Annotated in this window: 27 protein-coding genes and 1 pseudogene; 2 read left to right on the top strand and 26 right to left on the bottom strand. The window is 68.4% G+C overall.

Features of this window, described 5'->3' with window-relative positions:
• Positions 1-2: 2 nt before the first annotated feature.
• Positions 3-980, bottom strand: coding sequence for a prolyl aminopeptidase (gene pip, locus AAY78_RS01810; RefSeq protein ID WP_046746659.1), 978 nt, complete (start codon positions 978-980; stop codon positions 3-5).
• Positions 981-1,047: 67 nt separating this feature from the next.
• Complete coding sequence (ypfJ, locus tag AAY78_RS01815) at positions 1,048-1,932, bottom strand: KPN_02809 family neutral zinc metallopeptidase (RefSeq protein WP_046746660.1); 885 nt, start codon at positions 1,930-1,932, stop codon at positions 1,048-1,050.
• 52 nt (positions 1,933-1,984) lie between these two features.
• On the opposite strand from ypfJ, the gene AAY78_RS01820 reads away from it, so the two are divergent.
• On the top strand, positions 1,985-2,974 hold the full coding sequence (locus AAY78_RS01820) for a malate dehydrogenase (RefSeq protein ID WP_046746661.1): 990 nt from the start codon (positions 1,985-1,987) through the stop codon (positions 2,972-2,974).
• 54 nt (positions 2,975-3,028) lie between these two features.
• Positions 3,029-3,517 carry a dehydrogenase gene (locus AAY78_RS01825; RefSeq protein WP_052748606.1) on the top strand — a complete coding sequence of 163 codons (489 nt, stop codon included), beginning with the start codon at positions 3,029-3,031 and terminating at the stop codon, positions 3,515-3,517.
• Between the two features lie 21 nt (positions 3,518-3,538).
• On the opposite strand, the gene AAY78_RS01830 is transcribed toward AAY78_RS01825, so the two are convergent.
• From AAY78_RS01830 to AAY78_RS19850, 24 genes and pseudogenes are all read right to left on the bottom strand, one after another.
• Complete coding sequence (locus AAY78_RS01830; protein ID WP_127011746.1) at positions 3,539-4,246, bottom strand: hypothetical protein; 708 nt, start codon at positions 4,244-4,246, stop codon at positions 3,539-3,541.
• Positions 4,247-4,262: 16 nt separating this feature from the next.
• The gene (locus tag AAY78_RS01835) at positions 4,263-5,927 is read right to left on the bottom strand and encodes an alpha/beta hydrolase (protein WP_046746663.1); all 1,665 of its coding nucleotides are present in this window, start codon (positions 5,925-5,927) and stop codon (positions 4,263-4,265) included.
• Positions 5,924-6,217, bottom strand: coding sequence for a hypothetical protein (locus tag AAY78_RS01840; RefSeq protein ID WP_046746664.1), 294 nt, complete (start codon positions 6,215-6,217; stop codon positions 5,924-5,926). The genes AAY78_RS01835 and AAY78_RS01840 overlap by 4 nt, the downstream gene beginning before the upstream one ends.
• A gap of 166 nt (positions 6,218-6,383) precedes the next feature.
• Positions 6,384-6,671 (bottom strand): WXG100 family type VII secretion target, encoded by a 288-nt coding sequence (locus AAY78_RS01845; RefSeq protein ID WP_052748607.1) that lies wholly within the window; start codon positions 6,669-6,671, stop codon positions 6,384-6,386.
• 113 nt (positions 6,672-6,784) lie between these two features.
• A complete protein-coding gene (locus tag AAY78_RS01850) occupies positions 6,785-7,459 on the bottom strand; it encodes a hypothetical protein (RefSeq protein ID WP_046746665.1) in 675 nt (224 codons plus the stop codon).
• A complete protein-coding gene (locus AAY78_RS01855) occupies positions 7,456-8,349 on the bottom strand; it encodes a hypothetical protein (protein ID WP_046746666.1) in 894 nt (297 codons plus the stop codon). The genes AAY78_RS01850 and AAY78_RS01855 overlap by 4 nt, the downstream gene beginning before the upstream one ends.
• Entirely contained in the window at positions 8,349-8,939 is a 591-nt protein-coding gene (locus tag AAY78_RS01860) for a hypothetical protein (RefSeq protein ID WP_046746667.1), read from the bottom strand. The genes AAY78_RS01855 and AAY78_RS01860 overlap by 1 nt, the downstream gene beginning before the upstream one ends.
• On the bottom strand, positions 8,939-10,249 hold the full coding sequence (locus AAY78_RS01865) for a hypothetical protein (protein WP_046746668.1): 1,311 nt from the start codon (positions 10,247-10,249) through the stop codon (positions 8,939-8,941). The genes AAY78_RS01860 and AAY78_RS01865 overlap by 1 nt, the downstream gene beginning before the upstream one ends.
• 13 nt (positions 10,250-10,262) lie before the next feature.
• Positions 10,263-10,610 (bottom strand): hypothetical protein, encoded by a 348-nt coding sequence (locus AAY78_RS01870; RefSeq protein ID WP_046746669.1) that lies wholly within the window; start codon positions 10,608-10,610, stop codon positions 10,263-10,265.
• Positions 10,611-10,697: 87 nt separating this feature from the next.
• Positions 10,698-11,597, bottom strand: a complete 900-nt coding sequence (locus tag AAY78_RS01875) for a hypothetical protein (protein ID WP_046746670.1) — start codon at positions 11,595-11,597, stop codon at positions 10,698-10,700.
• 97 nt (positions 11,598-11,694) lie between these two features.
• The gene (locus tag AAY78_RS01880) at positions 11,695-11,982 is read right to left on the bottom strand and encodes a WXG100 family type VII secretion target (protein ID WP_052748607.1); all 288 of its coding nucleotides are present in this window, start codon (positions 11,980-11,982) and stop codon (positions 11,695-11,697) included.
• A 113-nt stretch (positions 11,983-12,095) separates the two neighbouring features.
• A complete protein-coding gene (locus tag AAY78_RS01885) occupies positions 12,096-12,656 on the bottom strand; it encodes a hypothetical protein (protein ID WP_156172593.1) in 561 nt (186 codons plus the stop codon).
• A complete protein-coding gene (locus AAY78_RS01890) occupies positions 12,653-13,231 on the bottom strand; it encodes a hypothetical protein (RefSeq protein WP_046746672.1) in 579 nt (192 codons plus the stop codon). The genes AAY78_RS01885 and AAY78_RS01890 overlap by 4 nt, the downstream gene beginning before the upstream one ends.
• Complete coding sequence (locus AAY78_RS01895; protein WP_046746673.1) at positions 13,231-13,734, bottom strand: hypothetical protein; 504 nt, start codon at positions 13,732-13,734, stop codon at positions 13,231-13,233. Before AAY78_RS01895 ends, AAY78_RS01890 begins: the two co-directional genes overlap by 1 nt.
• Positions 13,735-13,753: 19 nt before the next feature.
• Positions 13,754-15,001: a hypothetical protein gene (locus AAY78_RS01900; protein ID WP_046746674.1), complete on the bottom strand. Its 1,248-nt coding sequence runs from the start codon at positions 14,999-15,001 to the stop codon at positions 13,754-13,756.
• Complete coding sequence (locus AAY78_RS01905) at positions 14,998-15,333, bottom strand: hypothetical protein (RefSeq protein WP_046746675.1); 336 nt, start codon at positions 15,331-15,333, stop codon at positions 14,998-15,000. The genes AAY78_RS01900 and AAY78_RS01905 overlap by 4 nt, the downstream gene beginning before the upstream one ends.
• A gap of 77 nt (positions 15,334-15,410) precedes the next feature.
• The gene (locus AAY78_RS01910; protein WP_052748607.1) at positions 15,411-15,698 is read right to left on the bottom strand and encodes a WXG100 family type VII secretion target; all 288 of its coding nucleotides are present in this window, start codon (positions 15,696-15,698) and stop codon (positions 15,411-15,413) included.
• A 120-nt stretch (positions 15,699-15,818) separates the two neighbouring features.
• On the bottom strand, positions 15,819-20,318 hold the full coding sequence (locus tag AAY78_RS01915) for an FtsK/SpoIIIE domain-containing protein (RefSeq protein ID WP_046746676.1): 4,500 nt from the start codon (positions 20,316-20,318) through the stop codon (positions 15,819-15,821).
• A 43-nt stretch (positions 20,319-20,361) separates the two neighbouring features.
• Positions 20,362-21,822: an RDD family protein gene (locus tag AAY78_RS01920; protein ID WP_046746677.1), complete on the bottom strand. Its 1,461-nt coding sequence runs from the start codon at positions 21,820-21,822 to the stop codon at positions 20,362-20,364.
• A complete protein-coding gene (locus tag AAY78_RS01925; RefSeq protein WP_046746678.1) occupies positions 21,819-22,556 on the bottom strand; it encodes a hypothetical protein in 738 nt (245 codons plus the stop codon). The genes AAY78_RS01920 and AAY78_RS01925 overlap by 4 nt, the downstream gene beginning before the upstream one ends.
• Positions 22,544-24,187 carry a serine/threonine-protein kinase gene (locus AAY78_RS01930; protein WP_046746679.1) on the bottom strand — a complete coding sequence of 548 codons (1,644 nt, stop codon included), beginning with the start codon at positions 24,185-24,187 and terminating at the stop codon, positions 22,544-22,546. Before AAY78_RS01930 ends, AAY78_RS01925 begins: the two co-directional genes overlap by 13 nt.
• The gene (locus tag AAY78_RS01935) at positions 24,184-25,425 is read right to left on the bottom strand and encodes an FHA domain-containing protein (RefSeq protein WP_046746680.1); all 1,242 of its coding nucleotides are present in this window, start codon (positions 25,423-25,425) and stop codon (positions 24,184-24,186) included. Before AAY78_RS01935 ends, AAY78_RS01930 begins: the two co-directional genes overlap by 4 nt.
• Positions 25,425-26,240 (bottom strand): PP2C family protein-serine/threonine phosphatase, encoded by an 816-nt coding sequence (locus tag AAY78_RS01940; RefSeq protein ID WP_046746681.1) that lies wholly within the window; start codon positions 26,238-26,240, stop codon positions 25,425-25,427. Before AAY78_RS01940 ends, AAY78_RS01935 begins: the two co-directional genes overlap by 1 nt.
• Positions 26,237-26,654 (bottom strand): annotated as a pseudogene (locus AAY78_RS19850) (FHA domain-containing protein); the annotation flags it as partial. The pseudogene AAY78_RS19850 and the gene AAY78_RS01940, both read right to left, overlap by 4 nt.

A 26,654-nucleotide genomic window follows, 5' to 3' on the forward strand; every position in this document is an offset into this window, starting at 1 on the left:
GGTCAGCGCTCCGCGCGGGCGAATCGGTCCGTCGCCGCCCGGAGCGCCTTCTGCGTGCCGGGTTCCGTGGCCGCGTGGCCGGCGTCGTCGACCACGACGAACTCCGCCTCCGGCCAGGCACGGTGCAGATCCCACGCGGTCATCATCGGCGTCGCGACATCGTGGCGCCCCTGCACGATCACCGTCGGGATGTGCCGGATGGCGTCGACTCCGGCGATCAACTGGCCCTCTTCCCACCAGCCCCGGTGGACGAAGAAGTGGTTCTCGATGCGGGCGAATGCCGTGGCCTTGTCGGGATCGGCCATCGCCTCGATCTGCGCCTCGTTCGGCGTCAGGGTGACGGTCGCCGCTTCCCAGGTCGACCAGGCGATCGCTGCCGGGACGTGCACAGCGGGATCGGGATCGAACAGACGGCGGTGGTAGGCCTCGATCATGTGCGAGCGCTCCAGCACCGGGATGGGCTCGATGAACTGCTCCCAGAGATCGGGGAAGAGCGCCGCTGCTCCGCCCTCGTAGAACCACTCGAGCTCGACGCGACGCAGCGTGAAGATGCCCCGGAGCACCAGCTCGGTCACGGCTTCGGGGTGCGCCTGCGCGTAGGCGAGGGCCAGCGCACTTCCCCACGATCCGCCGAACACCTGCCACCTCTCGATGCCGAGGTTCTTACGCAGCAGCTCGATGTCGGCGATCAGGTGGGCCGTCGTGATGTAGCGGAGGTCGGCGTCGGGAGCACTCGCATGCGGGGTGCTGCGTCCGCAGCCGCGCTGGTCGAACAGCACGATCCGGTAGCGCTTCGGGTCGAAGAACCGCCGCTGCCAGGGGGACGTCCCGCTGCCGGGGCCGCCGTGGAGGAAGACCACGGGCTTGCCGTCAGGATTGCCGCTGACCTCCCAGTAGACGCGGTGGCCGTCGCCGACGAGCAGCTCCCCGGTCTCGTACGGCTCTATCGGTGGATACAGTGCATCCGTCTTCTTCATCATCGGTCCCCCGGCCGGTCGTGCTGACTACATCGTCAACGGTAGCGGACGTTCTCGCACCTGTCCGATATCACGGATCCAGCTGATCGGCGGGCAGGGTCAGAACCTGCGCGCACACACCCAGACCGTTCTGGTAGCCCTCGGCGAACCATCGCTTCCTCTGTTCGCTGGAGCCGTGCGTCCAGGTCTCCGGATTCGAGAAGCCGGACTGCTCCTGGATGTGGTCGTCGCCCACGGCCTCTGCCGCGTTCAGCGCGTCCTCGATCTGCTGCTCCGTCGGCTTCTCCAGGTACGGATTGCCTTCGGCGTCCTTCTGCTCCGTCATCCGCCCGAGCCACCCGCCGGCGTAGCAGTCGGCCTGCAGCTCGATGCGCACTCCGTTGCTGCCGGGGCCCGTTCCGTTGTTCGGGTAACGGTCCATGTCGCCCGTGATGTTCTGGATGTGGTGCCCCCACTCGTGGCCCACGATGTAGAGCTGGGCGAGATCACCGGCCGAAGCTCCGAACTGCTGCTGCATGAGCTGGAAGAACGTGGGGTCGACGTACACCTTCTCCTCCGGTGGGCAGTAGAACGGCCCGACGGCGTTGGAGGCGGTGCCGCACTGCGTCGTGGTCGCCCCGTCGACGACGATCATCTCCGGCGCGCGGTAGCCCTCGACATTGTCGCTCCAGAACGCATCGAGGGCGACCTGCGCACCCGCCATGCGGCAGTCGACGTTCGCGTTGGCATCCGCCCCCGTGTCGCAGTTCTCGATGGCCGATCCGCCGGCCGGCTCGCTGCCTCCGCTCGGAGCGCCGCCGCCGACCAACCCGCTGAGGTCGATGCCGAGCAGAGGACCGGCGATGAGCGCGATGAGCGCGAGCACTCCCACGCCGGAACCGCCGGCGATGGCCGCTGTGCGGCCGCGTCGACGCGTGGTGTTGCCCGAGATGTCGGCATCGGGATTGAAGGTCATGCGTCGAGATTACTCCGAGCAGAAGCATGTCGAACGGACGTAGGCTCGGGGCATGACGACCACGATCACCATCACCGGCGCGGGCGGACAGATCGGCTACGCACTCCTCTTCCGCATCGCGGCCGGAGACCTGCTCGGGCCGGACGAGAAGGTGCGGCTGCGACTGCTGGAGATCCCGCAGGGACTCGGTGCGGCGGAGGGCGCAGCACTGGAGTTGCAGGACGGTGCGTTCGGGTTGCTCGAGCACGTCGAGGTGACGGATGACGCGGCGGTGGGCTTCGATGGCGCCGACCTCGCGCTGCTCGTCGGCGCACGTCCGCGCGGGCCCGGCATGGAGCGCGCCGATCTGCTCGCCGCCAACGGCGGCATCTTCGGCCCCCAGGGTGCAGCCATCGCCGCGAACGCGGCCTCCGGTGTCCGGGTCACGGTCGTGGGCAACCCCGCCAACACCAACGCCCTGATCGCCGCAGCCTCCGCCGACGGCGTGCCCGCCGAGCGGTTCACGGCTCTGACGCGCCTCGACGAGAACCGCGCGCGGGCCCAGCTCGCGCTGACCCTCGGCGTGCCGGTGCACACGGTTCGGCGGGTTCCCATCTGGGGCAACCACTCGGCGACGCAGTTCCCCGACATCTCGCATGCGACGGTCGGGGGGCGCCCCGTGCTCGAGCCGCTCGAGCAGATCGTGGGCGACGTGACAACCTGGCTCGACGAGACGTTCATCCCTCGCGTCGCCAAGCGCGGAGCCGAGATCATCCAGGTGCGGGGGTCCTCGTCCGTGGCGTCGGCTGCGAGCGCGACGATCGACCACGTGCGCGACTGGGTGCGCGGCACCGACGACTGGACCTCGGCCGGCGTCGTCTCCCACGGCGAATACGGGGTTCCCGAAGGCCTCATCTCGTCGTTCCCGGTGCGTTCTGTCGACGGCGAGTGGCAGATCGTCGAAGGGCTGGAACCGACGGACTGGGCACGTGCCAGGATCGATGTCTCCGTCGCGGAGCTGGTCGAGGAGCGTGAGGCAGTTCAGGCGCTCGGCCTCTTGTGAATCCGGTCACCGCGACGCACGACGACAGGGCAGAATGGATGCCGGAGGTGCGCGATGAGCGAGACGATTGATCCCACGAAGACCACGGCATCGGTCGATGCGGCTCTCACGAGCCCCCTGCACCTGCCGCATGATGCCGCAGCGTGCCCGAAGTGCTTCACCGAGCTGCAGCAGAACCGCAATTTCTGGACGGCACGGCCCGACGGTTCGCGCCTGGTAGGCCTCGTCGTGTCGCGAGAGGGCATGCCGTCGGTCGTCCAGCAGCGCGAGGACCTCACTCGCTTCGGCGTGCCGATCGAGGGTTTCCGCCACCCGGCACCCGACATCCTGGAGAGCTGGAACGACCGCCTCGCCCGCCTCATCTCAACGCTGCGCACGGGCGACGTCGTCGTGGTCGTGAACATCAAGGCGCTCGGCCTCGACGCCGACGAGGGCGCACGCACCGTCGCCGAGCTGCGCAAGCACGGCATCATCGTCAAAGTGCTGAACCACGACGCCCGGCACCTGGCCGACGCGGCCGCCGTGCACACCTCGACGCACTGAGGCGCCGCCCGAGTACTGCCCTCAGTCGCCGTAGGGCGCGATGGGGAAGTCGGTCGTCGTCGGCTGGGGTTCGATGGGAGTTCCGTCTTCGTTGTAGTACACCGGGCTCCCCTCTTCGGGGAAGTAGAACCGCGGCTGCCAGTCGGGGCCCTCGAACGCGGGGAAACGCAGCGAAGCCCCGTCATAGGCGAGCTCCCCGCCGAAGACCATGTCGGAGAGCGCTGCAGCATCGCCGCGGATACAGCCCGGCGTCGCCGTCGCGGAGATCTGGTTCCGACCGGGACGGATCGTCACGACTCCGCGGCCCACGTCGCCGCCCGTGCCGATGACGTTCACCTCCTGCCGATCCCCCTCGCCGAATCGTGTCGTGCTCGCCTCCACTCCGGCATCCTCGAAAGCCGACGTCGCAGCGGCGACCACCGCGTCCACGTCGATCTCCTCGGTCGGCTCGAGCACCCGCGCCCAGGAGAACGTGTATCCCGCCACGTCGCCGTCGATGCGGCACGGAATCGGAGAGGCGCCGAACGAGCCCTGATCCACGGCCCAGTCACCCTCGTGGACCGCCATGATCACATCGTGCATGACCGTGGAGTAGGCGATGTAGTTCTTCTCGCCCTCGCGATACAGTGCATCGCCTTCCGGCGCCGGCGTGGTTCCGCAGCTCGTCATCGTCATCACCAATCCGACGGCCGCTGCCGCCATCATCCCGCGCTGCCATCTCCCGCGCATTCGCCGTTCCATTCGCTCAGAAGTCGATGAGGGCATACTCATCGCTGATCCACCAGTTGCCCGCATCCCAGAAGCCCTGCGTACTGCCCTCGCCTCCGCGTACAGTACCGGGCTCCCCGGTCTGGATGATCTCCGACACGTTGTAGAACGACTCCGATCCCGGCTCGAGGTATGCGCCGGGTCCGAGAGCATCGTGTCCGGTCGCGGACGGGAGGCTCTCACCCGATGCGCTCACGCCGCCATCGCTGTCGAACACGGTCGTCCCCGGCAGACGCTCCGGGCTGACCGGATGCCCGGGAGCCGTGGCCCGACCGACACGAGCGATGGCGTCGTCTTCCGAGATCGTCGCGTAGATCTGCGGTGGCTCGCCGTTCGTCAGGTTCTCCACCACGGCCGCGTCGTTGGGGAATCCGGCGGAGCCGACCGCGATGAACGATGTGACACCGAGCCCATCCGGCTGCGAGCCGATCGCGAGCGCCGCCGTCGTACTGCCGTACGAGTGCGCGATCACGTTGACATCGGCACTGGGCGAGAGCGCGCGGACGGCGAGCAGATACGAGCGCAACGAGGCCGCACCGTCCTCGGCTCGGTCCATCGCAGGCTCCTCCAGGAGCTCCGGTGTGTCGTAGCCGAACCAGACGACGGTCGCCGATCCGGGACCCACGGAGGAGTTCAGCGCCTTCGCCGACTCTCCCCATGACTGCAGGTCATGCACGTTGCCCTTCATCCCGGGGACGAGCGTGTTGATCTCGGAAGCCGTCGACAGGTCTCCGTAGGCGATCGCCGCGGTCACCTGCTCCGAGCCGTCCGGGTCGAAGCTGATGAGGTTCGGAGCCGGAGTGCCGCCGGTGTTGAGCGCCCGCGCGATCGCTTCGAGGTCGTCACGGTGCGGGCCCGCCGGTTCGGTCTCGAGCAACTGATCCAGCCGCGCGGCGTTGACGGCCGCCCGCACATCCCAGGGCACCCCGTCGAGGTTGCCGACGATGGCGGGGTGGTTGTCGATGAGCTCCTGCTGCAGCTCGGGATTCTCCGCCCAGAGTCGAGCGACCTCTTCGGGCCCCGCGGCCGCGAGCAGGTCGGCAAGCAGGTCGCGTGCCTCGTTCGTCAGAGCGACACCTGTGCCTCCGGCGAGTTCGGCGAGGGCCGCATCGTAGGCGGCATCCCAGTCGCCGTAAAGCCGCTCGTACTGGCTCCAGAGCTCGTCGAGGACGTCTTCGGCCGCATCACGATCGCCGATCGCCTCGTTCACGGCGTCGGTCGTACTGTCGATCTCGGACTGATCGTCACCGTAGGCGGCAGCCATGGCGGCGCGACCGGCCCGGTCAGCGGCGATGTCGAGCCGGGACCACTCGGCGTGCGCGGTCTCGATGTCGTCGATCAGATCGTTGGCCGCCTTGGCGTGCGCGTCGAACGCGTCGGCATAGCGCTGCAAGACGCCGGCGAGGAGCTGCGCCTCGGCGATGTCGCCGGGCAGCGACGCCGCGATGCCGTCGGCGTCGGCACGCACTGCCGTGACAGCGTGGCCGACCCCGGGGAGCTCCTGGGCGGAGTGCACCGCCGTGCGGAGGTCGCCCAACCGCTCGGCCACGCGGGTGAACAGGGTGCTCCAATACGCCATCGAGCCGCTGCTGCCCTCGAGGCGTTCGAGCGGATACCCGCGATTGGGCGATGTGAGGCTCATGGTCGGTTCCCGCCGGTGAGTTCGACATCCAGGTCGGAGTACTTGCTCGCAATGGCAGAGATCGCCGCAGCGAGAGATCCCGCCGATTCGATGCGATCGTACGCGCGGTCGTGCAGCGCGGTCAGCCGTCGGTGCATCTCGAGCCGCAGTGCTGAGCGGTGCGCCGGGTTCTCGACGCCGGTCTCCTCACCCTGCAGATTCGCCGCTTGTGTCAGGACCTCGGAGGTCGCGTTCGTCAGCCCGCTCGCGGCATCGTTCAACTCCGCGTAGAAGATCTCGACATCTGACATGGCCACCCCCCGGTTCCGCCGAACTCACCCTACCCCGGGCGTGCGCGATGAGCCGATGGGGAGAACTGCCCATCGGCTCAGGTCTCGGGACCCGGGACACGAAGAAGGGGCCGACGGCGAACCGTCGACCCCTTCTCGAGACCGTATCAGCGGGTGGCGCTGTGTGTCAGCTGCCGGCGAGCTGCTGGTCCAGATCCTGGATCGCCCGCATCATCCCCAGCAGCGACTCCGACATGTCATTGATGCCATCGACCGCCGTCTTCAGACCCGTCGTCAACTCCGTGTACCCCTCACCGAACTTCCCCGACGCATGCTGCGTCTTGAAGTCATCACCCAGAAGAGTGTCCACCTGACCCTTCAGCGTGTCCAGCTGACCCTGAATGTCATCACGAGCCTGCGACAGCGAACCCGCCACCTGCTCCATCTCCGCATAAGACGCACCGAAATCGGCCATCGTCCACACCTCCGCAAATCGAGAGAACCGGACCCCTCCGGCCCGAATAACCCCACCCTACGCGGCGGCCACGAACACCGTCGATGGGGACAACTCCCCATCCAGGCGCACGATCAGCCGCGGTCTGCCTGCTCCTCAGCGGTCGCCGGCACCGCGGGCTCCTCGGCCAGCTGCTCCCAGGCGAAGGTCGAGATCATGGCGTCGCTGAGCAGCTCGATGCCGTCGAGCACCTCCGCGGGGATCACGTCGCCGTCGGGGATCACGATGGTCGACGTGAACACGAGCGCCTTGCGACGCAGCGTTCCCGGCACCGGGATGATGTAGGTCAGGGTGCGCCCGCTCACACCGTCGATCGCCTGTGCGCCGGCCGGACGCTTCGTCTCGGCCGACCACCTGACGATGTGCTTGAGGTTCTCGTCGAGGAACACCGCCCCGCGCGCGCGGAACGCCTCCGTCACCCAGGCGTCGAGGTTCTCGCCGTCGGGCGCGTCGAGAGCGGATGCCGTGATCGACAGCGGCAGCAGCTCCTCCATCGGCACGTCCTCCTGACGATAGATGGCGAACACCTTGGTGCGCCGCATGCCCTGGTTGGCCTGGGCCATCATCGTGCGGAACTCCGCATCCAGGTCGGGGCGTCCCGCCTGCATGAAGATCGCACTCGCCTTGCGCACGTCCTCCTGCTGTCCCGCGTTCGTCGGGAGGTGCGCCTTCCACCCCGGGGGCAGCACGAGCCGGAAGGCCGGGATGCCGAAGCGGAATTCCACGCCGAGGTCGTTCATCTCGTTCATCGTTGCTGCGCTATCTTCTTCATTCGCGCTTTGACCTCTGGATTTCCCTGCAGTGTCAGCGTGCTGAGGCGTGCTGTCCCCAGTCCGGAGCGCTTCCACCCCTTGGCCAGCGATCGGGCGATCGGGCGATGGTCGTGCGATGCCGCGGCGGCGAGCTCGCGCCAGGTCGTCAACATCCCGTCGAAGATCTCCTTGCGCGCTGAGCGGTTCAGCCGAGCGAGTTGACGTTGGGCCTTCCGCCGTTCATGCTCGAACAAGGCCCAGGTGTCGCCGTCGCGCGTGAGTTCGAGTTGCGCCAGACGATCGACCAGCACATCGAACAGCTCATCGAGCTCGCGGTGAAGCTCCGGCACGCGGGGGAGAATCCTGTCCTCTTCCGCCATCCACGCCGCTGTGATTGCTTCGGCGCAGACGTAGCAGGTCTGTTTGGGGAGCACCCCCGTGCGCGCATACCCGCATGTGCACTTGTCGTCGATCGCAGCGAGCATCTGGTCCAAGGTCGCCAGCTCGCCCACGGTCGCCCCGGCCTCGGGCACCGCCTCAAGAGCGTCTAGCAGCGACGCCGCCCCCGGCGCGTCCACTTCACCGAGAAGCGCATCGTAAGCACTCAGCTTCAGCGCATCCCTCACGCTGATCCACCGGGCTACATCGTCGGCCTGCACAATGCCGCGCACGGACGCGGCATACCCTGCCACCGCTGAGCGCTGTATCGAGCCCAGGTGTTGGGCGAAGGCCTCCGCATCCGCATCGCCTACCGCGTCACGCCGCTCGATCAGATCCCGAATCCGCTCGGCCCCCGCGCGCGCCGCCGCCGTATGCCGGTCGGCCAGGGCCGGGTACTGCGCCATTAGCTGCTGCTCGATTCCGACGAGTTCCGCGCGTGCCACCATCAGGCGTCCGCGGCTTGTGGGACACGGATTCCCAGGATCAGACGCATCAACTGCTCCTCGAACAAGATGAAGGCGGGAAGGGTCGTCCCCAGCGTATCGACAAGGATGCTCCACGTGCCGTCGTTCAGTCGCACAGTCCATTGCGTGATAAAGAGCGGCTGGTCCCCCTCCAACTGAGTGGATCGACGGACGATGAAGCCGCTGCCGTGGGTCTCGGTCTGCAGCGGGACCACGTCGAATCCTGCCGACAGCCGTGCACCGTCGAAGACATTCACCGTTGCGTCACTCCCCGGTCCCGACGCCCGCGACACGCTGATCGTGACGAGGAGATCGCTGTACATGCTCTGCGGAGCGAACCACAATCGGGTGACGCCTTCTTCGGCCTGCGCCAGCAGTGCGCCTGCGGTAGCCCGCAGCAGCTCGGCGCTCTGCGGATCGGACGTCGCAGTGCGCGGGAGCCTCGCGAGCGCTGCTTCCGTCCACCTCTCGGCCTCCTCCGCACCGATCCGGCTCGCATCCGTCCGGGGCAGGGGAACGAACCAGGCGGCATCGAAGTCGAGGTCCCAGATGAACGCGTCACCCTCTGCCATCAGAACAGCCCGTTCACGAGCCCAGCCGGCGACAACCCGCCAGAAGGCTTCCCGCCCCCGGAGAGCCCCACTGCGCGGTCCGCCCACTTGTAGGTGTTCCACGCGGCTTCGAACATCGAATTCGTCGGAGCGGTGGCGATCGCCTCGAGTCCCTTCGGCATCGCTCCGCGAAGCACCTCTTGGAACCGTGGCCCCGTCGAGGAGACGGCATCACTGAATGCGACACCGAACGACCTGTTCGCACCGAAGAAGAAGCGCTCACCCATACCGCCTAGCAGGTTGTTCCCGAACTGGCGGACACCGGAAACGCGCGATGCGTACGCCCCGAAGTTCTGGGACACGATGCCGCGCCACGGCGTCACCGTGCCCGCCAAGCCTCGCAAGCCCCTCATCTGCTGCACAGGATTACGGAACTGCCCCACGAACTCCTCCACGAACTTCGTCTTCCCGGAGAAGATCTTGCCGAGTTTGCCGACGGGGAGGATTCCGATGATGGCCCAACCGAGATCACCCCAGCCCTTCCGTCCGTCGAACATCAGGGCGACGGTCAGAGCGAGCGCGATGACGCCGACCACGAGTGCCGCGATCGCGAAGAAGGGTCCGCCGATGATGAGTCCGAGCACGGCGATCGCGAGCCCGATCCAACTCACCCATTCGGCCACGACCGCGAGGACACCCGCGATGTTCTCCCACGTGGAGTCCTCGCCGATCTTGTTGGCATCGGTGAGGCCCGACACAGCGGTCTCATAAGCGGTGTGCCAGGTGTCGTACTCGCCGTCGAACGCATCGAGGTTGTCGTTGTGCGTGGTCTCCGCGGTGCTCAGGGTCGATGCCGCACCGGAGGCGGCGTTCGCGAGATTCGTGCCGGCTGTCGTGTTCGCCGCCGCGTCCTCTTCCGCCGGCGGGTTCAGCCGCGTCGACGTGTTGTGCGCCTGAAGCGCGTCGGCGGCGTCGGCGGCGTTCGACTGCGCGGTCTGCAGCTCGGTGAGGCTGGTCTGGCAGTCGGCCACGATGGTGCGCATGCGGCTCTGCGCGGTCTCGAGCGCCGTGGCGTAGTTGCTCAGCGTCGTGCCTGCGGGCTTGTAGCGGCGACCCGCCTCGTCGAGATCCTTGTGGACGTCGTCGACGACGTCCTTGATCTTGTCCATCGCGTAGCCCTCGCCGTCGATGGAGCCGTCCTTGATCCCCTTGAGCGTCGCGGCGGCACTGACCATGCTGTCGCCCAGTTCGACGATCTTCGTTCCCCGGTCGGCGATCGCCACGGCATCCCCGGCCACGACCTCGACGTCACGCCCCTTGTTCGTCTGCATCTGCTTCTCTCCCCTAGACCGCTGCCGGCTGACGTCCGGCGCCCGGCGCGCTACCCGAACCCGACTGCTCCATCGACGTCGCCATCTCGGTGTCGAGGCTCATGACCTCGTCAACCGTTCCCTTGACGCGATCGGCGACCTCTTTGAGCTTGGTGAGCAGCTTGTCGCGACTGTCGTTCCAGCTGCCCTCGAAGTCGTGGCAGCGATCCTTGAGCCGTCCGTCGCCGTAGGGCCTGCCGACGGCGTTCTCGACGTCGTCCTGCTTCGCCGCGGCGGACTCCAGCTCGGCCACGATCGCCGTGAGCTTCTCGCTGGTCGTCTGCAGATCACTGATCGGCACGAGCATGCGTTCGCCTGCCATGGTCCCCCTCCTTCTTTCCCGGACGCTACGACGTTACTGGGAAGGGCGGCACGACGCGATGGGGAGTACTCCCCATCTGCCCGCGCCTCACACCCACCAGCTGCTGTTCTTGCGCTTCTCCAGGATGCGCTCGGCGATCTTGATCGTGTCGGCGATCGACAGGAGGGAGAGTTCCGTGAGCGCCGCTGCACCGAGACCGCGCTTCTGCGCCTCGGCGGCGGTGGTCCGGACCGCAGGGCGCGCCTCCCGCGAAAGCATCTCGGCGAAGCTCGACCAACGGCGGAGGTCGAGCGTCGCCAGCTCGACGCGGTGGGCGCGGCGGAGACGCGCGAGTCGACGTCCGCCAGCTCTGCGCGTCGCGCTCGCCTCGTCGGCCGTGTAGTCGCCACGGCTCTGGGCCACTTTGGCCTGCTTCTGCGCAGTCGCCTCGATTACCTGCGTGACCTCCTCCGCGTACTCGGGCATCGACCGCAGCAGTCGCCGCTCCTCGGCCACCCAGCGCCGCAGGAGCACATCCCCGCACTCCGGACACAGCTTCTCCGGCATGACACCGTCGACCGCATAGCCGCATGCGCAGTCGATACCGCCGCGCTGCTGCGCCCGATGCGGACGTCCGCCAAGCCTCGCCCGCAGGAGTGAGGCTCCCACCGCGCTGCGCCCGAGCTCATCCGCCAGGAACCCCTCGCCGCTTCTGCGCTGCATGTCGGCGACCAGCAGCTCCCAGCGCTCCTGGTCAGCCGGCCGGATCAGCGGGCGGGCGGAGTTCGCGTACTCGTCCAGCACCGCAGCGATCTCCGCTTCCTGCGCGGCCCGCTTCAACGCGGTCGCGGAGGTGGCTCCCGGCCAGGACGGGAACGCGATGTGGGCCGCGAGTTCCCGCATCCGCGCATCACCCGAGACTCCCGCTGCCTCATGCAGCGCGGCCAGGGGCGCATTCGCCTCCAGCACACCACGTTCGGACTCCTCGACAGCCTCAGACGCACTCATGCTCCCAGGCTAGACGCCCCCATGCGACGAAGAGGGCCGACCGTCATGGTCGACCCTCTTCGTGAAACGCCGCTGTGCCAGCGGGTGGCGCTGTGTGTCAGCTGCCGGCGAGCTGCTGGTCCAGATCCTGGATCGCCCGCATCATCCCCAGCAGCGACTCCGACATGTCATTGATGCCATCGACCGCCGTCTTCAGACCCGTCGTCAACTCCGTGTACCCCTCACCGAACTTCCCCGACGCATGCTGCGTCTTGAAGTCATCACCCAGAAGAGTGTCCACCTGACCCTTCAGCGTGTCCAGCTGACCCTGAATGTCATCACGAGCCTGCGACAGCGAACCCGCCACCTGCTCCATCTCCGCATAAGACGCACCGAAATCGGCCATCGTCCACACCTCCGCAAATCGAGAGAACCGGACCCCTCCGGCCCGAATAACACCACCCTACGCGGCGGCCACGAACACCGTCGATGGGGACAACTCCCCATCCACGCGCACGATCAGTGCACCACTTCGATCGAGGTGAAGAGCGCCGAGATATCGTGCTGCGCCTCGTGGAGCGCACCGCCGTCATCGACGAACACATCGAGCATGAGCAGCATCCGCGCCGTCCGCCCGAGAAGACGCCTCAGCGCGATGGTCGAGTCCTCGACTGCGACGAGCAACACGCAGTCCAGTGCCGTATCGAACGCCGTTCCCTCGACCTCGATGATGTTCTGGATCATGCCTCCGGCACCGAGGAAGACGAAGGACTCCAGGGGCTGTGCGCCCAGCGACTCGTCGAGTTCGACGGCCGTCAGGTGAGCGACGACCACCGATCCGCCGATCGAGGGGAGCCACCAGAATCGCTCCTGCACCCCCGGAAGCGGCGGCTCGGCGCGCACGAGAGTGAGCGCGCTCTCGGCGATCGCCGTGCGGACGGCCGCAGGCGCCTCGGCGACTGCTCGGTCATCTGCAACTTCGGCGGCCCAGGAGACGTCATCGACGAAGTCTTTCCACGGGAACTCGAGCGGAAGTGTCAGCCAGGCGGCTTGGTCTGGCAGCACCCGGTAGCCGGTCACGCACGCCACCGGAACGTCTCGACGATCGTGTCGCTGAGCTCGATCAGCCCCTGCACCAGATCAGGTGCCGTGTCGTCGAGCGTGGTGATGGAGGTCGAGACGATCATGCCGCGACGGTCGCGCGGGTTCGGAAGCGCGATGCCGTAGTCGATCTGCCGCCCGATCACCTCCGCGAGCTCGTCTGTGCCGCGGCGCTCGCTGTGGGTCCGCAGAATCCGACCGATCGACGTGTCGAAAGCTTCGACGGTCCCCTTCGCCATGTCGCGGAACGCCGACTCGAAATCGGCTCCGGGACGAGCGACGTATTGGATCAGCGCGAACGACATCGGCAGAGGTGTCGAGTCGTCCCCCATCGCGTCCGGAAGGTAGACCGCACCGACACTCCGCGCCTGCATCTGCTTCCATTGCTGGCTGATCAGCATCCGCGCCTCGACATCGAGATCGGGGCGACCGAGCGCTCGAATCTGCGACGACATCCGCATGGTCAGGGCTTTTCGCCCCTCATCATCGATGAAGTACCGAGTCCATCCCGGCGGGAACAGGATGCTGAATCCGCCGGGCTCGTCTTCGGCCATCAGCTTTCCTGACCGGGGGTCCATATCGGGCGTCCTTCACGCTGACGAGCACGGTCATCCCGGACGGCGAGGATCAGCGCTGCGATCATCAGAAGCAGGGTAGCGGCCCCGTCGACACCGGCCGCTGCCCACCGCAACGTCGCCTCGGTCGCCTCCTCCGAAGGGAGCATCCAGGCGAACATCGCCGATGACGCGGCGGCCGCACCCGTCGCCGCGAACGCTCCACCCACTCGACCGGAATCCTTCACACGCGCGGTAGCCAGAACAGCGACGGCCAGGAGGAGACCGATGACGGACACAGTGAGCGATAGCAGCCCTGGAAAAGAGAACAGGGGGTAGTCGATGGCAACGCCCCACATCGGCGCACGACCTGCGGCGATCTGTCCTCCGGTGAGAAGCAAAGACCCGACCAGATAGACGATCAGCGCCGCCGCCTGCATCATCCGTAGGAGGAGGTAGATCGTCGTCATCCGCTTGTGCACGGAGGCGCGAGGGGAGGTCATGAGAATCAAGCGTAGGCCTTCACCAGGGCGCCGTGATCGACCCGTAGACGCTCAGACTCGTCGATCCGAGCCAGTTCACCGCGTTGAGCCGCGATACCAGGCTGGAGGGGAAGTGCGACGCGGTCGCCGCGATGAACTGCTGCACGGCCGGATTCGTCCCCCACTGCGAGTTGTGCATCGTCGTGAGGAATCGCTGCATCTGCTGCACCTCGGGGCCGCCGTTGACGATCGTCCGCAACGGGTTGACGAAGAGACCCGGTCTGGGCAGGTTCGACATCGAACGGATAGGGGCTGCGAGCCACTGGAACGGCGTCGCCCAGGTGGACGGATGAAAGAGCCGCACGCGCGGCAGGCCCGCGCGGATCACCGAGGTGACCACACCCCGTCCGCCGCTGAGAACGGCACCGAGCGCAGGCACGCCCTTCGAGAGCACCCTCCCGATCCCGAACGGCAGCAGGCCGAGCGCGGCGAGCCCGACATCGCCCAGCGTCGCACGACCGTCGAGGTACTTGAGCGCCGTGAGACCGAGGCTGAGGAGGGTGAGTCCGAGGAGCACCCCCGCCAACAGCCCAGTGAACGGGGCGCCGATGATCAGCGCGACGATCGTGAGAACAATCAGGACGACGGAGATGACGGTGAGGAGGTCGTCGACGAATCCCCAGAATCCGTCGCCGTTGTCGGCCGTGTCCATGGCCTTCTGAACGCCCTCGACGGCATCGTCATACGCATCGGACCACGCCCCGAAGACATGGTCGAAACTGCGCCACTGGGCGTCGCGATCCGCCTTCGCTCCGGTGAGCGAGGTGTTCGCCGCGTCGACAGCACCGGACGCTGCTTCCTTGTCGGCCTGCGTCGGCTCGTCTTCCCACGGCCACTGATGATCGACCGAGGCCTGGTTCCGGTCGGCGGTTTCCTTCTCATCGAGCGCGCTCTGATAGTCCCTCTCCGCGCGCTCGACCTCGTCGAGGTGAAGGTCGAGCCAGTTCTGCGCGGTCCTCAACGCATCCGCATAGGTGCGCAGCGCCGTGCCCGTCCCCTCGTAGCGCACCGCAGCATCCGACAGGTCGCTCGACGACTCCCGCGCCATGTCGCCGAGTTTGTCCGTGCCTTTGCTCTTGTGCACGCTGGAGTCGCCGATCTCGGTGAGCAGCACCGCCGTCTCGGACATCGTGGCGGCGAGCTTCACGAATCCGTCGCCGTCATCCCAGATCACGGTCGGGTTCCCCTCGAGCGGTCGCAGTTCGTGCTGCGTGAACGGAGACCTCATCGTGGAGTGGCCTTTCCTACCGAGACGTCTGCTGTGCTCGTCGGGTTCTCGAATCCGTTCGCGGTCTCGGAGTCCCATTGCTCCCAACCATCGATGATCCCGGTCAGCTGCTTGAGGATCTCGTCGAGGTTCTTCTGCAGCTTGCCACGGTTCGACTTCCAGTCGTCCTCGAAGTCGGAGACCTTCTGCCGCAGCTCGGAACGTCCGTCCGGCTTTCCGACGGCGCTCTCCAGCGCATCGTTGGTCTGAGCCGCCGATTCGAAGGCATCTACCGAGGATGTCAGGCCGGTCTTCGTCAGTCGGAGCCGGTCCAGATCGAGCATGATGTCCATCGCGAACGTCCTCTCCAGCGGGGGCGGTGAGAAGGGGCCGACGGATCCCGTCGACCCCTTCGATCTAGGGTGCTGTGTCAGCTGCCGGCGAGCTGCTGGTCCAGATCCTGGATCGCCCGCATCATCCCGAGCAGCGACTCCGACATGTCATTGATGCCATCGACCGCCGTCTTCAGACCCGTCGTCAACTCCGTGTACCCCTCACCGAACTTCCCCGACGCATGCTGCGTCTTGAAGTCGTCACCCAGAAGAGTGTCCACCTGACCCTTCAGCGTGTCCAGCTGACCCTGAATGTCATCACGAGCCTGCGACAGCGAACCCGCCACCTGCTCCATCTCCGCATAAGACGCACCGAAATCGGCCATCGTCCACACCTCCGCAAATCGAGAGAACCGGACCCCTCCGGCCCGAATAACAACACCCTATGGAAATATCCGCGCCTCCGTCGATGGGGACAACTCCCCATCGACGATTGCGGCCGTCGTCTACCCCTCGACGAGCGGCAGCTGCACCGTGACCTGGCGTCCGGCCTGCACGAAGATGCCTCGCCCCTCGGGGAAGTCGGTGCGCTTGACCTTCGGGAACGGCACCTTGAACACCGCGTCGCCGTCGAAGGAATCGGGCTTGAGGATGATGCCCTTGCGCCCGGCCTTGAAGTCGCCGATGAACCCGAAGCCGCTCGTGACCTGCGTGACGTCGGCATCGCCGATGAGCAGGTGGTCGCTGCGGTTGATCGCCTGGAAGAGGGCCTTCATCTCGCGCTCGGCCGGGCTGTCGGCGAACTGGGGCACGTCTTCGACCACGATGAGCACTCTCGTCGGGAGCGAGTCGTCGGCGATCAGCTCGGTGATCTCCTTGGCGAGCTCCTTCGCGTCCTCCGGCGTCACGGCGCTGCGCGTCCAGCTCGTGTAGTCCTTGAGCTGGGCACGACGGCCTCCGAAGTGGAACAGCACGGTCGCCGGGTCGAGTCGCCGCATCGAGGTGATGAGCGACTTGAGGGCGTTGGTCTTGCCCGACGACGGCGGACCGGCCACGACGAACGTGCCGACCGAGTCGAAGTCGCGCGCCGCCAGGGTGTCCTCCGCGACACCGAGCACCGGGAACTCGCCCAGGCGATCGGGCAGGTCGCGCACCGACAGGCGGGTGGGCAGCGCGCCGATCTCCGGCACCTCCCTCGCTCCCGCCGCACGCAGCCTCTCCGCGAGCCCCTCGAGCAGCTTGGTCTGCTCCGCCACGTTCGGGGTCCCGCCCAGCGTCGCGATCTGCGTCTCGCGGCCGTCGACGATGGCGCGACCGGGCGCGGAACGCTCGTCCAGCACATCCTTGGGCGCGTTGAGCATCGCATAACCGGACTCATCCGAGAGGCGCAGCACCACGCGCCGCGAGACGTTCGCGCTGACCGCTGTGGGCACGGAGCCGGAACGGTCGGCGCTCGCGATCACGTGCACGCCCAGCGGGCGACCCTCGCCGAGGATGCGCATGAAGGTCTGGTAGAACGGCATCCGCGCGGTGGTCGACTCCCACTCGCTGCGGAACTGCGGGAAGCCGTCGATCAGCAGCAGGATGCGCGCCTCGTCCCGACCGGTGAGCTCGCGGTACTCGGTGAGGCTCGAGGCGTTGGCAGCGCTGAAGCGCTTGCCGCGGTCATCCAGCACCGCAGCCAGCGAGCGCAGCACGCGCTGCACGCGCTCGGAGTCGTCGCCCGAGATGATCGAGCCGACGTGCGGGAGCATCTCCAGGCTCTTGAGCGAGCCGGAACCGAAGTCGAGTCCGTACACCTCGACGTTCGAATGCGCGGGGTCGAAGCCCGCCGCGATCGCGATGGTGCGTAGCACGGTCGACTTGCCCGACCCGCTCGTTCCGTAGACGAGGAGCGAACCGTCCTTGTCGGGATGGAAGTACGCCGGCTCCTGCAGCTGCCGCTCCGGCACGTCCATCTTGCCGAGCAGCACCTGTCCGTCGCCGAGCACCGGGAGGTCGCGCATGTCGACGGCCCCCTCGAGGTCGTCCAGCCACGGACGTCGGGGCGCGGGGATACGAGCCGCACGTGCCGCGTTCACGAGCGTCGCTACGATGCGCTTCTGGTCGTTGGGTCCGAGATCCTCGTCGTGGGACTCGGACTCCGGAGCCTGCTCGGCCTCCCAGGTCTGGATGGAGCCGAACCGGAGTTCCGCCACCTTCACCTCGGCGACCTGCGCCTCGTCCGTCGTCCATCCGCCGGCGTAGGCCGACTGGAACGGCACGAGGCGTCCCGGACCGGTCTTCGCGATGCCGCGCCCCGGCAGCGAGGGCGGGAACGTCGCCGCCACCGGATCGTCGACGACATCCTTCGAATCGGATTCGTCCGCCATGCGCAGCGCGACGCGCAGGTTCGTGTTCGCCCGCAGGTTGTCCTTGATGACACCGGCCGGTCGCTGCGTCGCCATGATCAGGTGGATGCCGAGGGAGCGACCGCGCTGGGCGATGTCGACGACGCCGTCGACGAACTCCGGCACCTCTCCGGCGAGCGCGGCGAACTCGTCGATCACAAGCACGAGCGCTGGCGGAGTCTCCGGGTCACGCCGCTTCTCGAGTTCGAGCAGGTCCTTGGCCTTCTTGCGGTTGAAGAGGTGCTCGCGGTGGTGCAGCTCGGCGCGCAGGCTGGTGAGGGCGCGACGCACCAGGTGCGGGCTCAGGTCGGTGACCAGGCCCACCGTGTGCGGCAGGTCGACGCAGTCGGCGAACGCGGAGCCGCCCTTGTAGTCGACGAAGAGGAAGGTGACGCGATCCGGGCTGTGGGCGGCTGCCATGCCGAGCACCCAGGCCTGCAGGAACTCGCTCTTACCGGCACCGGTCGTCCCGCCGACAAGGGCGTGCGGACCCTGGGTGCGCAGGTCGAGGGTCATCGCGTCGGTCTGCGACTGCCCGATGATGGCGCGCAGGTTCCCCGCCTTCTTCAGCCGGGCCTGCGGGGCGCCGGAGCGGTCGATGATCGTGTTGTTCTGGCGCCAGCGGTCGATCACCGCGTTCGCGTCCTCCGCGACCTCGGTGCCCACCAGGGAGAGGAAGCTGACCGAGTTCGGGATGTCGGAGGAGTCCTCGATCACGGTGCTGGAGTCGACGACGGGGGCCAGCCGCTTGGCGAACATGGTCATGTAGGCGTGCGAGACGCCCTCGACCTGCACTCCGCGATAGTCCACGCCGCTGCGGACCGTGCCGACCACCGCATCGCCGAGCCCTGCGCTCACGTCGACGAACGTGCGGCACGCGGCGGGCAGCGCCTCGACCACGGGAGCGACGAACAGGGCGTACACGCCGACGTCGGCACCGCGTTCCAGGATCTGGGTCAGCCGGGCGCGATCGACAGGAGCATCGTTCGTGATGATCACGAGGATCGCCGTCTGGCCGGGGAATGTCGCGTCCTCGGCGGCGCGCTTGACGTCGGTGCCGTAGCGCATCGGGTCCCAGTCGGCGCCGTACGGGGGCCGGGCGGACTTCGACTCCCGCGAGCGACGCAGGACGATCTCCTCCAGGCCGCTGAGCAGTGCCGTGCCGGTCGAGGCGGAGTCTGCCAGAGGCATCTCCTTGAACGGGTTGCGCTCACTGGAGGTGTGGGGCAACCACTTGAGCCAGTCGAGCTCGTTGGCCCAGCCCGGCTCGGTCAGCGCGACCGTCACCAGCTCGTTCGGCGAATGCGTGCCGAACAGCTGCACGGCGACGCCGCGGAGCGCGTCGCTCGCCAGCGATGTGGGACCGGCGACACCGATCGACCCGACGCTCTGGAGCGACTCCAGGATCGGCACGTCGTCGATCATCCGGTAGCGCTCCTCGAGGCGGTCGACGCGCTCGACGTACTCGACGAGCGCGTCAGGGCTCTCGGTGCGCTTGATGCGCGTGCGCGCCTCGCTCTCGCAGACGCCCAGGCGCATCGCGAGGAAGTTCCAGTGCTCGGGGCGTCGCGTCCACAGCAGGGGTCCGAGCCGCATCGCCTCGTCGAACACGACGGCGACGGCCGGTACCTCGTTCTGCCGCACCTCCCGCTCCCTCGGGTGGGAGTGGTAGAGCGTCTCCTCCAGGCGTTCGAACTGCTCCTCGAACGACTCCGCCTCCTTGCGCAGACGCTGACCGAGGTTGGTCTTCTGCGAGATGAAGTTCCCGAACATCATCATCGGCGACGCGGCCGCGATCAGGAGGGACGCCGGACGCTGCGTGATGCTGAACATCGTGACGGCCAGCAGGATCGGCGCGACGAGCATGGGCCAGGGGAACAGCCGGGACGGCTGGTCGCGGGGGTAGCGGGGTTCGTCCAGTTCCTGCCCGGTGAAGCGCTCCTCGACCCGCGGGCTTCGGTTGAACATCAGAGCGCCTCCGCGCTCGAGCACCGGGTCGCCGCTGGCGGAGCCGTCGAAATCGCTCACCATGTGCACGACGAACTCGCAGTCGCCCAGCACGAAACTCTGTCCCGGGATGACCCGGAGCCGCTGCACGAGTCCGCCGTCGACGAGGATGCCGTTCGCGGAGTTCAGATCGACCAGTTCGACGAAGGTCGCCGCGACCTCGATGCGGGCGTGCCGCTTCGAGACCAGCGGGTCGGCGATGGTCACATCGTTCGCGGCATCGCGTCCGATCAGGAAGTGGCCGATCGGCAACGGGAACTCCTGGCCGGCGGCAGGACCGGCGACGACCGTGAGGACGGCGGCCGGGTGCGTGCCCGCCCCGCCCACCGACGCCCGATGGGATCCGACGTTGATCACCTCGGCGAGGAACCCGGAGCCGATCGGGGCATCGCCCACGAGCAGGTCGGGGTTGAGCATCGTGAGCTGCTCGCTGGTCGGCGGGGCGACAGACAGCGTGAGCACATCGCTGGGCGCCGCCATGATGCTGCGCGCGGGGTCTGTCGTGGCGATCTGCCGCGCCACGTCGGCGATCGTCGCCGTCGAGTCGGCCATCACGACCACGTCGGTCAGGGGTGCCGCGGGTCGACGCAGGGTCAGCTTGACTCTCATCGCTCGTCCTCACCGCGCCGAGGGCGCATCTCACTGCTCAGGGTCATACCCACTCCACCAGGAGGGACCGGTCGCCGAAGCGCACCGTGTCGCCGATCTGCAATTCCGCGGGGTGTCCCGCCGGCAGCGCTGTCTCAGAACCGCCTCGGACGATCGCGCTGCCATTCGTGGAGGCCCGGTCGACGACGAAGACGCCCCGTCGGGCCGGCATCACCGCGATGTGGGTCTTGGACACCGAGCGCGTGTCGTCGACGACCGGCACCAGGAGCGCCTCGCCCTCGCCAGCGGCGGCACTCGGGGACCGCCCGAACAGCGTCGTCCCCCGCACCTCGATGCGCTGCCCGGTGTCGAGCACCAGGAGCGCTCGTACTCCCATCGGCGCGGGGGAAGCGGCGGGTGCGGACGCGGGAGATGCGGCAGGTGCCGGTGCGTCCGGGGCTGCCGGCGTTTCCACAGCGGGTGCCGCTGCGGCGGCGACAGGAGCGGATGTCGGGGGCCGAACGGGCGCCGGTTCGGGGACAGAAGGAGCCGGAGCCGGTGTGGGAGCCGGAGCCGGTGCGGGAGCCGGAGCCGGAGCCGGAGCCGGAGCCGGAGCCGGAGCCGGAGCCGGAGCCGGAGCCGGAGCCGGAGCCGGAGCCGGAGCCGGAGAGAATGATGCCGGGCCGGGAGCACCCGTCGCCAGGGACGGGGGCACGGCCGACACCATGGATCCGACGCCCGGGGCCTCCTGCGGCTCCGGCGCGGTGCCCCCGGCGGATCGATGCGCGCCGATCACGCCGCCGGAGAACCGTGCACTCGGAACGTACTCCGCCGGGGCATCGCGATGTACCGGCGTGGCCAGGGACGGGAGCGGCGCCTTCTCCTCGTGCTCCGGCGTCTTCACCCGCTTGCGCGCGATGCGCATGCGCTTCTGGTCGTAGGGGTTCAAGCCGCCCCGCACGTCCACAAACCAGGTCGCGGCGGCCAGGTCGAGCCATCCACGGCCGCGCTTCTCGATGTCGAAGAGCGGCGAGAGCATGATCACCAGCACGGGGCCGACGATCGGCACGATGAACGAGGCGTACGCGACGAGGTACCGGACCACGGCACCGCGCCAGAATCCCGGGCGCTCGAGAGTGCGGACGTTCACCGAGCGGATGCCGCAGATCGCCTTGCCGAGCGTCACTCCCTTGCGTCCGTGCAGCACGAGCTGGACCACCACATACGCGATCATCAGCCCCTGCGAGACCGCGGCGGCGACGATGAGCCACACCAGGTCGCCCCGGGCGAAGAACGTCTCCGCGTCGAACTCCCCCGACACCGCCTGAGCGAGCACGGGAGTCAGCGCGATGATGGCCGGAAGCGCGATGAGCACGGCCACCGTCCACTCGATGAGAGCGGCGAGAACACGCGCTCCCCGTCCCGCCGGTCGCAGCCCCAGCGACGCCGCGTACGCGGGGTCGGGGCGTCCGTGCGCGTCGAGCCCTTCGACCTCGGGAGCGTGGTCGTCGATCTCCCAGATCACTCCTGCTCTCCCTCGGCCTCGTCGACGGCGTGCGCAGTGTCGAGCAGAGGCAGGTCGCTCTTGCCGACCAGGCGCGAGGCGATCACGTGTTCGACCAGCCGCGCGCGACGGTTGGTCGCGAAGCTGCGCTGCCCACCGCGCATGCCGGGCACACCGATCCGGTCGAACTTGTCGCACACGTTGTCGAGTTTGCGGTTGAAGCGGGTGACCGTCCACCCGAGTCGCTCCGCGGCCTTCGCCGAGGTCGGGATCTCGCTCATGCCCGTGCCGTCCCTGCGCAGCTGCGGCTCGGCCAGCGCGAGGATGAGGAGCTTCTGGCTGAGGGTCAGCGGTACGTCTCCGATCGTCGATGCGCCGCCGTCGTCGTGCTCGCGTCTGGTCGCACGGAACGTCGGCTCGGCCGCGTGCAGGGTGAGCTCGTACGTCGTCGGTCCTGCGCTGAACACGACCGTGGTGGTCTCGAAGACCAGCGGAAGACGGGCGCCGGGCGCGAGCCATGCCTGCACTCCGCCAGCCGAGTCGGTCACGGTCGCCGTGAGGCGCGTGCCGACGTTCGACAGCCACCACAGCCCGTCGGCGTCGGTGATCTCCAGGAAGTGCCGGTGCAGGAACAGATTGTCGTCGAGTTCGAGGTCGCCCTCGCGTCCGACGATGAACCGCCCGCCTCGACGGACCGGGAAGTACTCCCCCGCGAACTCGACGGTCACACCGCCCTCACCACTCACTCCACGCACCCCCGCACGGTCTCGGACGCGCGCCCGTCGTCGCGTCGCAGCATCACGTCGATGCACACGGTTCCCGCTGTGGCAGGAAGGGTAGCGGTCGGATCCGGCGTCTGCTGCGGATCGACCTCGCCCGACACGGCCACCGGGGTCCAGATGTACGAGTCGCCGTCGAGCGGGCTCGGGTTCGTCCAGGTGAAGACGACCTGTTCGCCCTGCCGCGTCCCGGCGAGCTCGGTCACCTTCGGCACCACATCCGTGCCGACATCCTTCGGGTCGACGGCCTCGGCCGTCTCCTGCGGTTCGGGTGTGATCCCGGCGACCAGCAGGTTCAGACCGACGATCCCGCCGATCACGATCACGACGCCGGCGGCGGCGAGCCCGATCCAGAGGCCCTTGCGGCTGCGCGGCGCTTCGGGTGCGGCCGGAGCTGCGACGGGCGTGCCGGGCACCATCGCCGGCGGCACGGCAGCGTCGGGGGCGACCACCTGCGGCGCTCGGGCGATCGTCCGGTCATCGGCGCTCGGGGGCAGCGGCTGCGGCGGAGCAGGAGTCGGAGTCGGAGCACGCAGCTGCGTCTGCTCGACGGACGGCACGGACGATGTCTCGGCGAGTGGCGCGTCGAAGCGCGGGATGCCGGGCAGCACGGCCGGAGGCTCTTTGCGCTGCGTCGTCGCCGACGGGCGGGTGAACGATGCCACGTCGGGGTCGATGCTGACGATCTCGCGCACCCGCGTGAGGCCGTCGCCGTCGTCGTCCAGATCCTCCGCCGGCGGGTGGTCGTCGACGATGTCGATCGGCGTCACCGAATGCGAGAGCTCGATCTGCACCTTCTGCAGTGCCCGCGCGAACGCCACGGCGCTCGGGAAACGATCGTCGGGGTTCTTCGCCATCGCGCGCTCGAGGAGGCGCTGCAGGCTCTCGGGCGAGTCCGGCCGCTTCAGCGAGGGGAGAGCTGCACGCTCGATGCGCTCGATGAGGTCGGCGCTCGAGTTGCGCTCCCCCGGACGCTCGAACGGCGAACGGCCGGCCAGAAGGGTGTACAGCGTCGCTCCGAGGGCCCATACATCCGTTCGGGGTCCGCTCTGCGGCGGCTCGGCGAACGATTCGGGGGGCGACCACGGGATCGACATCCCCGACGCCTCTCCCGTGGCTCCGGTGGTGGACGCGATGCCGAAGTCGGTGAGCGCCGGCCTGTTGTACTCGGTGACCAGGATGTTGGCGGGCTTGATGTCGCGGTGCAGCACACCGGCGCGGTGCGCTGTCTCGACGGCACCGGCCACCTGCACACCGACCCGCAGCGCCTCGGCCACCGAGAACGGGTCCTTCCGCGCGCGCAGCTGGAGGTTGGGCCGGGGGCAGTACTCCATCACCAGGTACGGGCGTCCGTCTCCGGCGACCCCTGCCTGGTAGATCGTCACGATCGCGGGGTGCGTGGAGAGCATCGCCATGACGTTCGCCTCATCCGCGAACTCCTGGGCGGCGCCGCTGGAGATGCGATCGGCGAGGAGCACCTTCACCGCGACCCGGCGGCGGGGCATCTCCTGCTCGTAGAGGAAGACGTCGGCGAAGCCGCCGGTGCCCAGCGGCTCGACGTAGGTGAAGCCGGGAAGGTCCGGCGGCGGGGAGGGGCGACGCGTCACGGCAGATCCTCGAAGGCGACCGTGACACCGTCGCCGAGGTCGACGACGTCGCCGGAGAGCACCAGCGTCTGCTCGCCGGGGTGCAGCCGCACGGGGTCGGCTCCCGGCCGCAGCAGGGTGGACCCGTTGGTGGTGTGCAGATCGATGACCACCACGGTGTCGCCCTCCGGCCGTACTTCGAGGTGGCTGCGCGAGATGTCCTGCTGAGGGCTCTCGACGGCGATGAGATGCGGAAGATTCGCGCCGCTCGCCCGCGTCGACCGCGGGCGGCGCCCGATGATCACGGTGCGATCCAGAGCCGTCTCCTGCCCTGTGGACAGGCGGATGCGGCCGACGGAGGCCGCGGCCGGTGCCGGGGCGACATCGAGCACCTCCGTCGGGGCGTCACTGGAGACCGGCGGCTGCTGGCGGAGCGCGCGGAGGTCTGCGGCCGAGATCGTCGCGCCGTCGTGGTCGCCCTCGACGGCGATCGGCGCGGCCGGTGTCGCCGCCCCTCCGACGGAGTGCACCGTGGCGCCCCACAGCTGGTCGAAGTCGTCGTCGACCGGCGGAGCGAGTGTCACCTCGGTGGGCGGCAGGAAGGCATCGTCGATGACGGGGAGCGGTTCCTCGGGCTCCGGCTCCGGCTCCGGCTCGGGAGCTGCCACCGGCTCCGGCGCGGGCTCGGGCTCGGCCACCGGCTCCGGCGCGGGTTCAGGAGCCGCGACCGGCTCCGGCGCCGCGACGTTCGCGGCCGGCGCGGACTCCCCGACGACCGGGGCAGGGCCGAGGATGGAGGGGAGCGGATCGGCATCGCTCGGTTCGAGCTCGGCGCTCACAGCCGCCGCCCGGACGATTCCGCTCTGCACGGGCAGACCGTCGGCGTCAGCATCGGCGCTCTCGACCGTGATCTCGACCTTCGTCGCACCGCCGAGGTAGCGCTCGTTCCAGGTGGTGACATCGGCGCCGGAGAGCTCGAACGACTCCGAGCCGGTCTCCACACTCGCGGTGACCGCCCCCCGCAGGGCGATCCGCATGTCCGACCCTTCGGCGACGGCCGCGACGAACGAGGGCAGCGAAGTGAACGAGACCCCCGACTGCGCGGTGAGCACATCGACAACGGTCGCGAGCGTCTTCTCCTCCGGCAGGCGCTCCCACAGCCGCGCGACGACATCGCCTGGCACCTCGGGCGGGAGGGCGACGAGCGCTCCCGGGATGACGATCAGGTACCACTGTCCCGGTCGGTAGCTGGTCTGCATCAGCGAACCCCTCCTGCTGCGGCTTCTCGTGGACGTGTGTCCTGGTCGATGTCCGTATCGGTGGCCATCAGCGTCCCCGGTCTCGAGGCGACGGAGACGGCGTCGATGACGAGCACCGTGATGTTGTCCCTGCCCCCGGCGCTGACGGCCTCGTCGATGAGCACGTCTGCCGCACGCTGCGGGTCCTTCTCGGCGATCAGGATCTCGCGGATGCGGGCGTCGGCGACCTCGGAGGTGAGGCCGTCCGAGCACACCAGCATCCGGTCGCCGAGCTCGGCGGGGAACATCCAGTAGTCGGCGTCGCCCGTGCTGCTCGCGCCGATCGCCCGCGTGATGATGTTGCGGCGGCGGTCGGAGACGGCATCCTCGACCGTGAGCTCACCCGATTCGATCAGCTCCTGCACCACGGAATGGTCCACCGTGATCTGCTCCAGCTCGCCGTCTGCGAAGCGATAGGTGCGCGAGTCGCCGATGTTGAGTGCGAGCCAGTAGCCCATGCCGTCGACCGAGGCGACGAACACACCGCTGAGTGTCGTACCTGCGCGGCCGTTGCCCGAGGTGGACAGCTCCTCGACACTCTCCCTCGCCAGGGAGAGTGCCAGACGCACGTCGTCGAGTTCGAGCGCGGACCGACCGATGTAGCGCGCGAACTCCGCGATCACGGCGGCGCTCGCGCGCTCCCCCGCTTCGTGCCCACCCATTCCGTCGGCGACCAGGAAGATCGGCGCCGATGCCAGATGCGCGTCCTCGTTCAGCGCTCGCCGGAGTCCCGGATGCGTGGCCGACCCGGTCGAGACGACCAATCCCGGCCTCATGCGTATCCGCCGATCGTGACGATGCGGTCGCCGATCTCGATGGCGTCGCCCAGTCGCACCGGGACGCGCTGCCCCGCGGGACAGGCGATCCGCTGGCCTGCGCGGACGATCGTCATGCCGTTCGTGGAGTGTCGGTCCATCACCCAGCCGCCCGAGGTCTCGGCCGCCGCCTCGAAGTGCGTCTTCGAGAGCGAGAGCGTCTCGTCGCGCACGGGCACGAGCGTCGCTCCCTCTTCCGGTGCGGGGTTGCGCCCGAACACCGTGCGGCGGGAGACGGAGACACGCGTCCCGTCGTCCCACGTGAAGACGAGCCGGTGTCCCGGAACACTGATCCTGGTGTCCTCGAGGTCGTCCTCCTCGGTGGTGCGCGACGCGGCAGGCGCCGCGGGGGCGGCAGGCGCGGCGGGCGGCGTC

The sequence above is a fragment of the Microbacterium sp. Ag1 genome, from assembly GCF_001005635.1.
GTDB classification, from domain to species: Bacteria; Actinomycetota; Actinomycetes; order Actinomycetales; family Microbacteriaceae; genus Microbacterium; species Microbacterium oxydans.